This window comes from Geodermatophilus sp. SYSU D00814, assembly GCF_054050055.1.
This window is the reverse complement of sequence record NZ_JBJGYP010000019.1, coordinates 1-12,382: the sequence shown is the minus strand read 5'-3', so window position 1 is coordinate 12,382 and position 12,382 is coordinate 1. Positions and strand designations below refer to the sequence as shown.

The following is a 12,382-nucleotide window of genomic DNA, read 5'->3' as shown; positions in this document are numbered from 1 at the left end:
TGCGGCCGGCGCAGGTGGCCGCAGGTGGCCGTGCACGATCAGGTGACCTGATCCCGGGGCGTCCTCCCTCACGGCCTGCGGTGAGGGAGGACGCGCTGCGGTGAGGGAGGACGCGGTGAGGTGCGGGAGGACGCGCTGAGTCGAGCCCGGACGCCCGGGGACGAGCTAGGACGTGAGCAGCGCGTCGCAGAGGTCGACCAGCCGCTGCCGCAGCGGGGCGGCGCGGCGGGCGAACTCCCGCTGCGCGGCCACGTACTCCGCCTTGCCCTCCGGCGTCTCGATCCGCACCGGCGCGTACCCGCGGTCGGCGAGGTCGTAGGGCGAGGCGCGCATGTCCAGCTCGCGCACCTCGACGGCGAGCTCGAAGCAGTCGGCCACCAGCTCCCCGGGGACGGCGGGGGAGAGCTTGTAGGCCCACTTGTAGAGGTCCATCGTCGCGTGCAGGCAGCCGGGCTGCTCCATCGCCACCTGTGTCTCCCGCGTCGGCCGCAGCCGGTTCAGGCCGACGGCGTCCGGGGTGAAGAACCGGTAGGCGTCGACGTGGCTGCAGCGGACCGGGTGCGACTCCACGACGGCGTCGGTGCCCGCCCGGCCCAGCCGCAGCGGCACGGCGTGCCGGCGCTCGTCGGCGCGGTAGACCATCGCCCACTCGTGCAGGCCGAGGCAGCCGGTCTGCGCCGGCCGCGACGCGGTGGCCGCCAGCAGGTCGCGCACGAAGCGCCCGGTGCTCCCGCGCTCGGCGACGTAGCCGGCGACGTCGAGTCCCACCGTGCCGTCGTCGGCGGTCGCGTAGGACCGCCACGCGGCGTGCGGTGCCGGCCCCTCGGGTGACGGCGCCAGCGCGACCCCCGGCCCCGGGTGCCAGCGGCGCAGCCGGCCCGGTGTCTCGGAGTAGTAGGTGAACAGGAAGTCCAGCACCGGGTGGCTCTCGCCCCGCTGCCGGCGCTCCCGGTGCGGCGCGGTCCACCGCTGCACCCGCGCGTCGTGGGCGGCGGCCCGCGCCGTCCACTCCTCGGCGGACAGCACGACGGCGACGGCGGGCACCGGACCAGGGTAGGTGCCGCCGGCGTGCGTCCGGGGCTCCCCGCGGGCAGGCCGCAGGTGCCACCCCTGGGTGCCCCGACGAGGAGGCGATCGCCATGGCCGGCGACGCGAGCACCGTCCGCAAGCCTCTGTCGTGCCGGTTGGGGTTCCACGCCTGCGTGCAGAGCCGTCCCGAGGACGAGCGGCTCCGCGGCCCCGACCACGAGATCTGCCGGCGCAGCGGGAGACACCAGGACATCGACACCACGATCATCCCGCCCGGGGGCGTCGGCTGACCGGCCGCCACCCTCCGGAGGTCAGTGGGCGGTCCAGCCGCCGTCCATCCGCAGCGACGTGCCGGTCACCGACGCCGCCGACGGCGAGCAGAGCCAGGCCACCGCGTCGGCGACCTCGGCCGGCTCGATCAGCCGCCGGATCGCCGCGGGCGCGAGCATGACCTGCTCGACCACCTCGTCCTCGGAGATGCCGTGGGTGCGGGCCTGGTCGGCGATCTGCCCCTCGACCAGCGGGGTGCGCACGTAGGCCGGCGCCACGCAGTTGGAGGTGACGCCGTGCGCCGCGCCCTCGAGCGCGACCACCTTCGACAGCCCCTCCAGCGCGTGCTTGGCCGTGACGTAGGCGGACTTGTACGGCGAGGCGATGTGGCCGTGCACCGAGCTCACGTTGACCACCCGCCCCCAGCCGCGGCCGTACATGTGCGGCAGCGCGGCGCGGACCAGCCGGAACGGCGTCTCCACCATCAGCCGCAGGATCGTGGAGAAGACCTCCGGCGGGAACTCGTGCAGGGGCGCCACGTGCTGGAAGCCGGCGTTGTTGACCAGCACGTCGACGTCGAGGTCCAGCCCGCCGAGGGCGTCGAGGTCGGACAGGTCGACGGCGACCGCGGTGCCGCCCACTGCGCCGGCCACCTCCTCGGCGGCGGCGGCGTCCCGGTCGACGACGACCACGGCGGCGCCGGCCTGCGCCAGCCGCGCCGCGACCGCCCGGCCGATGCCCGAGCCGCCGCCGGTCACCATCGCCCGCCGTCCTGCGAGGTCGTCTGCGCTCATGCCGCGACGCTAGCGGCCCCGCGGCGCCGGCACGGGACACCCGTGACACGCGTCATGGCCGGCCCGTGCACGGGGCGCGCCAGGTCGTGAGGAACGGCACCCGTCCCGGGCCCGGTCCGGCGGGAGCGTGGGGACGTGCCCCGGAGGACCGGCCGACCCGCGGCCGGCGGGGCACGAGGAGGAGGCCCCGTGCAGCTCACCCGCCCGGCTCCCGCCGCCGGCCCGCTCCCCGCCGGCCCGCTCCCCGCCGGCGCCGCGGCACCCGTCGTCGAGGTCACCGACCTGCGCCGCCGCCACGGCGACGTCAAGGCCGTGCGCGGCATCAGCTTCGAGGTCCGTCCCGGTGAGGTGTTCGCCCTGCTCGGCGTCAACGGCGCGGGCAAGACCTCCGCGCTGGAGGTGGTCGAGGGCCTCGCGCCCGCGTCCGGCGGCACCGTCCGCGTGCTCGGCGCCGACCCCGTCTCCCAGCGCGCCGCCGTCCGCCCGCACCTGGGCGTGCTGCTGCAGTCCAGCGGCCTGCCCGCCGACCTCACCGTGCGGGAGACCGTCGCGCTGTGGGCGGCGACCCTCACCGCCCCCCGCCCGGTCGACGAGGCCCTCGCCCAGGTGGACCTGACCGGCCGGGCCGACCTGCGGGTGCGCAGCCTCTCCGGCGGGGAGCGGCGCCGGCTCGACCTCGTCCTCGCGCTGCTGGGCTCCCCGCGGGTCGTCGTCCTCGACGAGCCCACCACCGGCCTGGACCCCGAGAGCCGCCGCGTCGTGTGGGCGCTGGTCCGGCAGCGGGTGGCCGAGGGCGCCGCGGTGGTGCTCACCACCCACCACCTCGAGGAGGCCGAGGAGCTCGCCGACCGGATCGCGGTGATGCGGGCCGGCCGGATCGTGCTGTCCGGCACCGCGGCCGAGATCGCCGCCACCCAGCCGGCGACCGTCCGCTTCACCCTCCCGCCCGGCGCCCCCGCCCTGCCGGTCGTTCCCGGCGCGCGGGTCGTCTCCGCGGTCCCGCGGGTCGAGCTGCACACCCGGGCGCTGCAGCCGGTGCTCGCCGCTCTGCTGGCCTGGGCCGACGCCCACGACCTCGTCCTGGGCGGGCTGCAGGCCCGCGCCGCGTCCCTGGAGCAGGCCTTCCTCGCCGTCGCCGACGGCACCGACCCGGAGGACCCCCGATGACCGCCCTGACCGCCCCGGCTCCCGCCCCGTCGCGCCTGCGACGGGTCCGCGCGCTCGCCGCCGCCGAGACCCGGCTGCTGCTGCGCAACCGCACCGCCGTCGTGAACTCGGTGCTGCTGCCCCTGTTCCTCGTCGCCGTCGTCCCGGCCGCCGGGCTCGGGGGGGACGACCCGCTGGGCCCCAGCCTCGCCGTCACCTCCGTCGCCGTGACGCTGGTCTTCCTCACCTACTACAACCTGGTCACCACCTACGTCGCCCGCCGTGAGGAGCTGGTGCTGCAGCGGATGCGCAGCGGCGAGCTCACCCCCGGCGAGGTGCTGCTCGGCACGGCCGCCCCGACGCTGCTCGTCACGCTGGTGCAGGTGGCGCTGGTGCTCGCCGGCACCGCCGTCATCGGCGAGTGGGCCGCACCGACCGACGTCGTCCTGCCGCTGCTGGCGCTCCTGGGCGGGGCGGCGCTGATGACGCTGCTGGCCGCGGCCAGCACCTCGTTCACCCGCACCGCCGAGAGCGCGCAGATCACGACCCTGCCGCTGGTGGTCCTCGCGTCGGTCACCTCGGGCGTCCTCGTGCCGCTGTCGGCCTTCCCGGAGCAGGTGGCCCAGGTCCTCCGGCTGACCCCGGTCGAGCCCGTCGTCGAGCTGGCCCGCCTGGGCCTGGCCGGGCGGACCTGGGACGGCCGGACGGTCGACTGGGCCGGCGCCTGGGCCGCCGCACCGCAGCCGCTGCTCGTGCTGGCCGGCTGGACCGCCCTGGCCGCGCTGATCGCCCCGCGGGTCTTCCGGTGGGCACCCCGCCGGTGAGCGGTGGGGGACCCGGCGGCCGGTACGGCAGCATGGGCGCCGTGCCGACCGTCGCGCGCTGGTGGCGGGACCGCTCCGACCCCCAGCGCCTCGACCTGTACACGCGCTGGTCGCTGTACACCTGGCTGGCGACGACGCCGCTGTTCGCACTGCTCGTCGTGGCGGGGGCCGGTCTCGGCGACACCCCGGTCACCCGGCTGTACCTGGCCGGCTCGCTCGCCGTCGCCGTCACCGGTGTCGTGCTGGTGCGTGCCGGGCTGGCCGCCCGCTCGACCCGGGGCCCGCTGCCGGCCCGCCCGCTGGCCGCCGCGCTGGCCGCCGCCGTCCTCACCACCGGCACCGGGGTGGTGGTCACCCTCGCCGAGGGCAGCGACCCGGGTACGCGGTGGCTGGTCGCGCTGCCGCCGGCGATGCTGCTCACCGCGGGCTCCCCCGTCTGGACGTCGCCGGTGCTGGTCCGCGCCTCCGTCGGCGTCGGCCTCCTGGTGGGCGCGGTGGCGCTGCTCGCCGGTGAGGTGTGGCCCGCCGCGGTGGTGCTCGCCGTGCTGTTCGCCACCGCCGTGGGTGGCCTCGCGCTCGCCTTCCGGCTGACCGTGTGGGTGCTCGACGTCGTCGTCGAGATGGAGCGCAGCCGCGCGGTGCAGGCGCAGCTCGCCGTCGCCGAGGAGCGGCTGCGCTTCGCCCGCGACCTGCACGACGTCATGGGCCGCAACCTCTCGGTGATCGCGGTGAAGAGCCAGCTGGCCGCCGAGCTGGTGCGCCGAGGACGCGACGGCGCGGCCGAGGAGCTGGCCGACATCAGCCGGGTCGCCGAGGAGTCGCTGCGCGAGGTGCGCGACGTCGTCCGCGGGTACCGCGGCAGTGACCTGCCCGGCGAGCTGGCCGGTGCCCGGTCGGTGCTGCGCGCGGCCGGGGTGGACGTCACGGTGACCGGGGACGACGACGCGGTGGCCCTGCCCGGCCCCGTGCAGACGGCGCTGGGCTGGGTCGTGCGGGAGGCGGTGACCAACGTGCTGCGGCACAGCCGGGCGACTCGGTGCACGGTGGAGCTGTCCACCGACGGCGGCGCCGCAGCGCTGCGGGTGGTCAACGACGGCGTGACCGCGACGGGCGGCGGCGGGGGCAACGGGCTGGCCGGCCTGGCCGAGCGGCTGGCGGCCACCGGCGGCCGGCTGGTCGCGGGCCGGGACGGTGACCGGTTCGTGCTCACCGCCACCGTCCCGGTCGGGGTGCGCGTGTGATCCGGGTGCTGCTCGCCGACGACGAGAACCTCATCCGCTCGGCGCTCGCCGCGCTGCTGGCGCTGGAGGACGACCTCGAGGTGGTCGCCCAGGCCGCCTCCGGTGACGAGGCGCTGGCGATGGCCCGGCGGTACACCCCCGACGTCGCCGTGCTGGACCTGCAGATGCCCGACCTCGACGGCATCTCGGTGGCCGCACAGCTGGGGTCGCTGGTGCCCGGCTGCGCGGTCGTCATCGTCACCGGGCACGGCCGCGCCGGGCACCTCAAGCGCGCGCTCGCGGCGGGGGTGCGCGGGTTCCTGCCGAAGACGGTCAGCGCGCCGGTGCTCACCGACGTCGTCCGGACCGTCGCCCGCGGCGGCCGCTACGTCGACCCGGAGCTGGCCGCCGAGGCGATCAGCGCCGGCGACAGCCCGCTCACGCCCCGCGAGGCCGACGTCCTGGAGCTGGCCGCCGGCGGCGCGCCGGTCGAGGAGATCGCCGCCCGGGCGCACCTGTCACCGGGGACGGTGCGCAACCACCTGTCCTCGGCGGCGGGCAAGCTCGGCGCGGCCAACCGGCACGCGGCCGTGGAGGTCGCCCGCCGCCACGGCTGGATCTAGCCGGCCTGGTTGCCGCCGCGGATCACCGAGTCGTCGCGCTGGGCGTCCTCGTCGGTGGTGAGGGTGACGTCGCGCTCGCCGCCGTCGGACCGGTCCTGGCCGGGGACGCCGTCGACCATGTTCGCCTCGGTCGGGCCGTCGGCGGTGTCGGGGGACTCGCCGTAGCCGCTGCGGTCGGGCTCGCTCATCAGTCGGTGCCTCCTCCGGAACGGGGGGTGGGCCCGGCGACCTCGCCGGACGCACCGGCGCCGCGGGCGCGGGCGACGTCGCCGTCGGCGCGGGCGGGCAGGTCGTCACCGGAGGCCGCGTCCCGCTCGATCGCCTCGTCGGCGGTGAGGGGGACGTCGTCGAAGCCGGTGCCCGTGCTGCTGTTGTCGCCGGTGCCCGACGCGGTCGGGACGCCCTGCTGGATGCGGTCACTGCCCTGCGGGTCGGTCATGGTGCCTCCGGTCGGACGATGCCGTCCTGACGGGCATGCCCGCCGTCGTCGGCCCGAAACGGCCGGCACCCCGCCGCCCTGGGGACGACGGGGTGCCGCTACCGGGCACTTCCGCGGAAGTGCCCGGACCTGGTCGTGCACATCCGCGGAAGTGCACGCCCTTAGAAGGCGGCCTCGGGGACCTCCATCAGCGCGTTGTCGGTGGCCTCGACGATCGCCCGCTCACCGGCCAGGCGCGGCAGCACCTGGGTGGCGAAGAAGCGGGTGGCGGCGAGTTTGCCCTCGTAGAAGAGCCGGTCCTTCTCGCCGACCTCGCCGGCCAGTGCGGCCAGCGCGACCTCGGACTGGCGGACCAGCAGCCAGCCGGTGACCAGGTCGCCGACGGCGAGCAGCAGCCGGGTGGTGTTCTGACCGACCCGGTAGAGGCTGGTCATGTCCTCCTGGGCCCCGCTGAGCTGGGCGAACATGGCCGTGAGCATCGCCTGGACCTCGCCGAGGGCGGTGGCCAGGTGCGCCCGCTCCTCCTTGAGCCGGCCGTTGCCGGCCTCCGCGTCGATCGTGGCCTGGATCTGGCCGGCCAGCCAGGTCAGCGCGACCCCGCCGTCCTTGACGATCTTGCGGAAGAAGAAGTCCTGCCCCTGGATCGCCGTGGTGCCCTCGTAGAGGGTGTCGATCTTGGAGTCGCGGATGTACTGCTCGACCGGGTAGTCCTGCAGGTACCCCGAGCCGCCCAGGCACTGCAGCGACTCGCTGGTCAGCAGCTCGGTGGCGCGCTCGGAGCCGAAGCCCTTGACCACCGGCAGCAGCAGGTCGTTGACGCGGGCGGCGAGCCGGGCCTCCTCGCGGTCGGCGGTGCCCGCGGCCTCGGCCTCGGTGACCCGGTCGCGGAAGGTGGCGGTGTAGAGGTAGAGCGCCCGCATGCCCTCGGCGTAGGCCTTCTGCCGCATGAGCGAGCGGCGCACGTCGGGGTGGTGGGTGATGGTCACCCGCGGGGCGTCCTTCGACGTCGCGGTGAGGTCGGCGCCCTGCACGCGGTTCCGGGCGTAGTCGAGGGCCACCTGGTAGCCGGCCGACAGCGTGGCGATCGCCTTGGTGCCGACGAACATCCGGGCGTGCTCGATGACCTTGAACATCTGGGCGATGCCCTCGTGCACGTCGCCGACCAGCCAGCCCCTCGCCGGCACCGGCCCGTCGCCGAAGGTCAGCTCGCAGGTCGTGGAGACCTTGAGGCCCATCTTCTTCTCGACGTTGGTCACGTACACGCCGTTGCGCTCGCCGAGGGCGCCGGTGGCGAGGTCGACGTGGAACTTGGGGACGACGAACAGCGACAGCCCCTTGGTGCCCGGCCCCGCGCCCTCGGGGCGGGCCAGCACCAGGTGGACGATGTTGTCGCTGAGGTCGTGCTCGGCGCTGGTGATGAACCGCTTGACGCCGGTGAGGTGCCACGAGCCGTCGGGCTGCTGCACGGCCCGCGTGCGGCCGGCGCCGACGTCGGAGCCGGCGTCGGGTTCGGTGAGCACCATGGTGGCGCCCCACCTGTGCTCGATCATGAGCTCCGCGAGCCGCTTCTGGTCGGCGTTGCCCAGCTCGTGCAGGACGGCGGCGAAGGCCGCCCACGCCCCGTACACGAAGACGGCGGGGTTGGCGCCGAGCACCATCTCGAACGCGCCCCACGTCAGCGCGTGCGGGGCGCCGAAGCCGCCGAGCTCCTCGGGCAGGTCCAGGCGGTACCACTCGCCGTCCTCGAGGGCGCGCACCGACCGGACGAAGCTCTCGGGCAGCGTCACCGAGTGCGTGGCGGGGTCGAACACCGGCGGGTTGCGGTCGGCGTCGGCGAAGCTCTCCGCGATCGGGCCCTCGGCCAGCCGGCGGATCTCGGCGAGCACGCCGCGCGCGGTCTCGGCGTCCATCTGCTCGAACGGGCCGGTGCCGAACCGGTCCTTGGTGTCGAGGAACTCGAACAGGTTGAACTCGAGGTCCCGCAGGTTCGCGGTGTAGTGGCTCATGGCGGTCTGGCTCCGTTGCTCCGTGCCGGTGGGCGGCGAGCAGTGGCTACTCGCCGGTAACCAACGTTATTACCGGCGAGTAACCAGGAGCAAGGCCGCGGCCCGGGACACGCTCGCAGGGGTCAGCTGCGGGTGCGTCCCGGGCCGTCGGAGGTGCCGGGCGTGGGTCAGCGGTTGCGGCGGCGGGCGGCGAGGACCGTGGCGGCCAGCAGGCCGATCAACGCGCCGAGCCCCGCGGCGATGAGCAGCGCCACCACCAGCGGGGCGCGCACGTCGGTGAAGACCAGGCTGATCGGCACGGTCTCGCCGTTGAACACGATGAACAGCACGAGGACCACCGTGACGGCGATCAGCAGGGCCAGGGCCAGCCCCCTGCCCACGGTGCGACCCGCCGAGCGGGTGCGCGACGTCGTCCGGGCGGGTGCGGGGGCGGGGGCGGAGGTGGCGGGCGGCGCCGTCGGGGAGCCGCCCGTCGCGTACGGGGAGGTCCCGGTGGCGAACGGGTCGGTTCCCGGGGCGGACGGCCGGGGCTCGGCAGGCGATCCGGGAGCGGTCACGCTCCGGGTCTGTCCGCTGCGACGGGCGCTCAAACCGCCGCCCGGCGCAGGTCAGTCGCGATGGGCGGCGGGCTCGGTCTCCGCGGGCGGGTAGGACGGGCCGGCGGCGCCGTCGGCCGGGCCGGTGCCCTCGGGCCCGTCGGAGTCGGGGGCCGGCGCGCCGGACGTGCTGCTGCCGAGGGGGCCGACCGAGCGCGGGGACTCCGGCTCGGGCATCTTCTGCTCGCGCGTGCTCACCGGTCCGAGTCTGCGGCCGCCGCGAGCCGACGGCGACCGCAGGCGGTCACTCCGACAGCGCGGGACCGGCCTCGTGCGCCGGGTGGCCCTGGGTCCGCTCACGCTGCTTCATGCGGGCCTCGTAGACGTGCCGGTCGCCGTCGGCCAGCTCGGTGCGGGCCCGCTCGTCGAAGGCGCGGAACACCGACCAGTAGGTGGCGTCGTAGTCCTCGACGATCTGGAAGGTCCACCGGTCGGCGATGACGTTGCGGCCGACCAGGTCGCGGTCGAGGTCGTCGGCCAGCTCGGTGTGCCCCGCCTTCCGGAACAGCTCGACGGCGTCCTGCAGCAGCAGGTCGGCCTTGCCGGAGTGCTGGTGGAAGCCGTAGAGCTGCCCGCGGGCCTGCTCGATGGTCTCGAGGGCCTCGGAGAGCTTGCCCAGCCCCTCCACGGTCGTGTCGTCCAGGTCGGGGCGGCTGCGGTCGGCGCTCACCGGCTCATCCTGGGGTCTGCCGGACGGCGCCGCCCGGCGAGCGGGGAGCGGCCCTCAGGCACCCGCCGCCGACCGGGCGACGGCGATGTCGACCAGCCGCTCGGCCAGGTCGCGGCCGTGCGCGGCCGGGCCGTCGGGCCCGAGCAGGCCGCCGGAGAGGTACATGCCGTCGATGATCAGGTGCACCTGCGCGGCGAGGTCCTCGCCGGTGCCGGGGGCGACCGCCTCGGCCAGCCGCTCCAGCCGGGCGTGCAGCTCGAACTTGTAGTCGGCGGCGGCGCTGCGGGCGGGGTGCTGCGGGTCGTCGTACTCGCTGCTGACGTTGGTGAACGGGCAGCCGCGGAAGCCGGCGCGGGTGACCTCGGCCTCGACGGCCCCGACGACGGCGAGCAGCGCGGCGCGCGGGTCGCGCTCGCGGCGGATGATCTCGTCGATCTGGCCGAGCTCGGTGGCCGCCTTGCGGGCCAGGTAGGCGCCGACCAGCTCGTCCTTGCTCCGGAACAGCCGGTAGACGGTCATCTTGCCCAGGCCGGTCTCGCGGACCAGCTCGTCCATGCCGACGCTGCGGGAGCTGCGGGTGGCGAACAACCGCTCCGCGGTGTCCAGGACGATCGCCTCGCGCTCCGCGCGGCTGCGGCGGACCGGGCCCGGGGCGTCGGCGTCGGCGAGGGAGAGAGCGGGGGCGGTCACGACGGCGATGCTGCCGTCTCCCGTGACGGATCAGTTCGCGGCACGCCGGATCTCCCGCACGACTGCTCGCTCCTGGGTGCCGAGGGGCGAACGCGCAGTTCGGGACGGCGGTGGGCGGTGGGACCGCTGTGACGGCGCCCGCGGGCACGCGAGCGGCGGGGTGGGGCGGGCCCGGACGTGCTCCTCCCTCACCGCAGGGCGTCCTCCCCCACGTCCCACCGTGCGGGAGGACGCCCGACGATCAGGTCACCTGATCCCGGCGGACGGCCCGGACCGGTCCGTCACGCGGTCAGGAGCCGGGCGTGTCCGCGCCCTCGCCGCCGACGTCGGAGCCCTCCGCGGGGTCCTCGGCGCGCGGCGTGCGGCCGTCGTCGGTCTGCTGGTCGCCGGGGTCGCCCTCCGCGCGCTCGGGCGTGCGCGGCGGCCGTTCGGGCTCGGTCACGGCGTCCTCCTCGGGTCTCGGGGCGGGGTCACCGGGGCCTTGCCCAGCCGGGGGCGGCGTCGAACCCGGCCGGCCGACCGGAACCGCCGCGGGCAGATGCGGTAGCAGGTCGCCGACGGCGCCGGCGTCGGGCAGCGCGCCGCGCGCGCCCGCCCCGGTCGTCGACAGCGCCGCGGCCGCGACCGCCTCGCGCACCGCGGCGGTCAGGTCCGCACCGCGGGCGAGGGCGGCGCCCAGCGCGCCGGTGAAGCAGTCGCCGGCGCCGGTGGTGTCGACGGCCTCGACCGGGGGCGGTGCCTGCAGGGCCACCGGCCCGTCGCCGGGCACCACCAGCGCCCCCCGCGCGCCGAGCGTGACGACGACCGCCGGCACGCCGAGCGCGCGGGCCAGCCCGGCCAGCTCGGCGGGGGAGCGCACACCGGGGCGGGCGCCGGCGAGGGCCACCAGCTCGTGCTCGTTGGGCATCAGCACCGCCACCCGCCGCAGCAGCGCGGGCGGCAGCGGCGCCGGCGGCGCGGGGGTGAGCACCACCGTCCCCGACGCGGCCTCCGCGGCGGCCTGCACCGTGGCCAGCGGCACCTCCAGCTGCAGCAGGACGACGGCGGCGTCGCGCACGGCGGGCACGTCGACGTCGGCCGGGGTCAGCGCGGCGTTGGCCCCCGGCACCACGACGATGAGGTTCTCCCCGCTGCCGTCCTCCACCGGGATCGTCGCCGAGCCGGTCGGGGTGCCCGCGGTGCGCCGCACCAGCACGGTGTCGACCCCTGCCTCGGCGAGCGCGGCCAGCTGCCGCTCCCCGGCCGGGTCGTCGCCCACGCGGCCGACCATGGTCACCCCCGCGGCCGACAGCCGGCCGGCGGCAGCGGCCTGGTTGGCGCCCTTGCCGCCGGCGGCGAGGACGGCGCCGCGGCCGACGACGGTCTCGCCGCGGCCCGGCAGCCGCTCGACGGCGACCACCACGTCCTCGTTCAGGCTGCCGACGACGGTGACGGACACGGAGACCCCCGGGGGACGCGGGACAGCGGGCCCCTCATCCTGCGGAACCGCTGTCCGGCTCCGGCGGGTCGGGGTGCCCGGCCGCGGACGCGCGCCGGGCCCACACCGGCAGCGCGTACCAGGTCACCGTCGCCACCAGCAGCACCCCGGCGCCGGCCACGATGCCCGCCGCGCGCCCGAGGACGACGTCGAGCACGAGCAGCACGCCGCTGCTGATCGCGAGCACCAGCAGCGCCAGGCCGGCCACCAGCATCCGGTCGGCCACCACGATCAGGGCGGCCTTGAGCCGCCGCCGGAACACCAGCCGGTGGAAGGAGACCGGCGCGATGAGCAGCACCGTGGCCAGCGCGGTGGCCAGCAGCGTGACGGTGTAGACGGTGCGCGCGAAGTCGTCGAGGTCGGCGAAGCGCTGGGTGAAGGCCAGGCCGAGCAGGAACGCGAACAGCACCTGCACCCCGGTGATCGCCACCCGGAGCTCCTGCAGCAGCTCCGCGAGGTTGCGGTCGAGCAGCTGGTCGACGGTCTCGCCCCGGGCCTGGGGGGGGGGGGGGGGGGGGGGGGGGGGGGGGGGGGGGGGGGGGGGGGGCGGGGGGGGGGGGCGGGCGGGGGGGCCGGCGGCGGCGCTCCCTCCGCGTTA

15 protein-coding genes and 1 pseudogene are annotated in these 12,382 nt (G+C 76.4%); 5 read left to right on the top strand and 11 right to left on the bottom strand.

Features of this window, described 5'->3' with window-relative positions:
• Positions 1-165: 165 nt before the first annotated feature.
• Entirely contained in the window at positions 166-1,044 is an 879-nt protein-coding gene (locus ACI780_RS15750; RefSeq protein WP_456869948.1) for a 3-methyladenine DNA glycosylase, read from the bottom strand.
• 95 nt (positions 1,045-1,139) lie between these two features.
• On the opposite strand from ACI780_RS15750, the gene ACI780_RS15745 reads away from it, so the two are divergent.
• A complete protein-coding gene (locus tag ACI780_RS15745) occupies positions 1,140-1,319 on the top strand; it encodes a hypothetical protein (protein ID WP_456869949.1) in 180 nt (59 codons plus the stop codon).
• Positions 1,320-1,340: 21 nt separating this feature from the next.
• Here ACI780_RS15745 and ACI780_RS15740 read toward each other — a convergent pair whose 3' ends face one another.
• Positions 1,341-2,093 carry a 3-hydroxybutyrate dehydrogenase gene (locus ACI780_RS15740; protein ID WP_456869950.1) on the bottom strand — a complete coding sequence of 251 codons (753 nt, stop codon included), beginning with the start codon at positions 2,091-2,093 and terminating at the stop codon, positions 1,341-1,343.
• Positions 2,094-2,282: 189 nt separating this feature from the next.
• Here ACI780_RS15740 and ACI780_RS15735 point away from each other — a divergent pair, with 189 nt between their 5' ends.
• The 4 genes from ACI780_RS15735 to ACI780_RS15720 are packed head-to-tail and all read left to right on the top strand — an operon-like array spanning position 2,283 to position 5,906.
• Positions 2,283-3,260, top strand: coding sequence for an ABC transporter ATP-binding protein (locus tag ACI780_RS15735; protein WP_457004052.1), 978 nt, complete (start codon positions 2,283-2,285; stop codon positions 3,258-3,260).
• On the top strand, positions 3,257-4,063 hold the full coding sequence (locus tag ACI780_RS15730) for an ABC transporter permease (RefSeq protein ID WP_456869952.1): 807 nt from the start codon (positions 3,257-3,259) through the stop codon (positions 4,061-4,063). The genes ACI780_RS15735 and ACI780_RS15730 overlap by 4 nt, the downstream gene beginning before the upstream one ends.
• Positions 4,064-4,104: 41 nt before the next feature.
• Entirely contained in the window at positions 4,105-5,304 is a 1,200-nt protein-coding gene (locus tag ACI780_RS15725; RefSeq protein WP_457004049.1) for a sensor histidine kinase, read from the top strand.
• On the top strand, positions 5,301-5,906 hold the full coding sequence (locus ACI780_RS15720; RefSeq protein WP_457004048.1) for a response regulator: 606 nt from the start codon (positions 5,301-5,303) through the stop codon (positions 5,904-5,906). The genes ACI780_RS15725 and ACI780_RS15720 overlap by 4 nt, the downstream gene beginning before the upstream one ends.
• Here ACI780_RS15720 and ACI780_RS15715 read toward each other — a convergent pair.
• From ACI780_RS15715 to ACI780_RS15675, 9 genes and pseudogenes are all read right to left on the bottom strand, one after another.
• Positions 5,903-6,094, bottom strand: coding sequence for a hypothetical protein (locus ACI780_RS15715; protein ID WP_457004046.1), 192 nt, complete (start codon positions 6,092-6,094; stop codon positions 5,903-5,905). The two genes, ACI780_RS15720 and ACI780_RS15715, sit on opposite strands and share 4 nt — an antisense overlap.
• Positions 6,094-6,345 carry a hypothetical protein gene (locus ACI780_RS15710; protein ID WP_456869956.1) on the bottom strand — a complete coding sequence of 84 codons (252 nt, stop codon included), beginning with the start codon at positions 6,343-6,345 and terminating at the stop codon, positions 6,094-6,096. The genes ACI780_RS15715 and ACI780_RS15710 overlap by 1 nt, the downstream gene beginning before the upstream one ends.
• 161 nt (positions 6,346-6,506) lie before the next feature.
• Positions 6,507-8,351, bottom strand: a complete 1,845-nt coding sequence (locus ACI780_RS15705) for an acyl-CoA dehydrogenase (protein WP_457004044.1) — start codon at positions 8,349-8,351, stop codon at positions 6,507-6,509.
• 167 nt (positions 8,352-8,518) lie between these two features.
• Positions 8,519-8,731 (bottom strand): lipopolysaccharide assembly protein LapA domain-containing protein, encoded by a 213-nt coding sequence (locus ACI780_RS15700; RefSeq protein ID WP_457004042.1) that lies wholly within the window; start codon positions 8,729-8,731, stop codon positions 8,519-8,521.
• Positions 8,732-8,959: 228 nt separating this feature from the next.
• Complete coding sequence (locus ACI780_RS15695; RefSeq protein WP_456869959.1) at positions 8,960-9,145, bottom strand: hypothetical protein; 186 nt, start codon at positions 9,143-9,145, stop codon at positions 8,960-8,962.
• Between the two features lie 46 nt (positions 9,146-9,191).
• Positions 9,192-9,617 (bottom strand): hypothetical protein, encoded by a 426-nt coding sequence (locus ACI780_RS15690; RefSeq protein WP_089402731.1) that lies wholly within the window; start codon positions 9,615-9,617, stop codon positions 9,192-9,194.
• 54 nt (positions 9,618-9,671) lie between these two features.
• Positions 9,672-10,307 carry a TetR/AcrR family transcriptional regulator gene (locus ACI780_RS15685; protein ID WP_457004039.1) on the bottom strand — a complete coding sequence of 212 codons (636 nt, stop codon included), beginning with the start codon at positions 10,305-10,307 and terminating at the stop codon, positions 9,672-9,674.
• 289 nt (positions 10,308-10,596) lie between these two features.
• Positions 10,597-11,745 (bottom strand): PfkB family carbohydrate kinase, encoded by a 1,149-nt coding sequence (locus ACI780_RS15680; protein WP_457004037.1) that lies wholly within the window; start codon positions 11,743-11,745, stop codon positions 10,597-10,599.
• A gap of 34 nt (positions 11,746-11,779) precedes the next feature.
• Positions 11,780-12,259 (bottom strand): annotated as a pseudogene (locus ACI780_RS15675) (DUF6328 family protein); the annotation flags it as partial.
• Between the last annotated feature and the right edge of the window lie 123 nt (positions 12,260-12,382).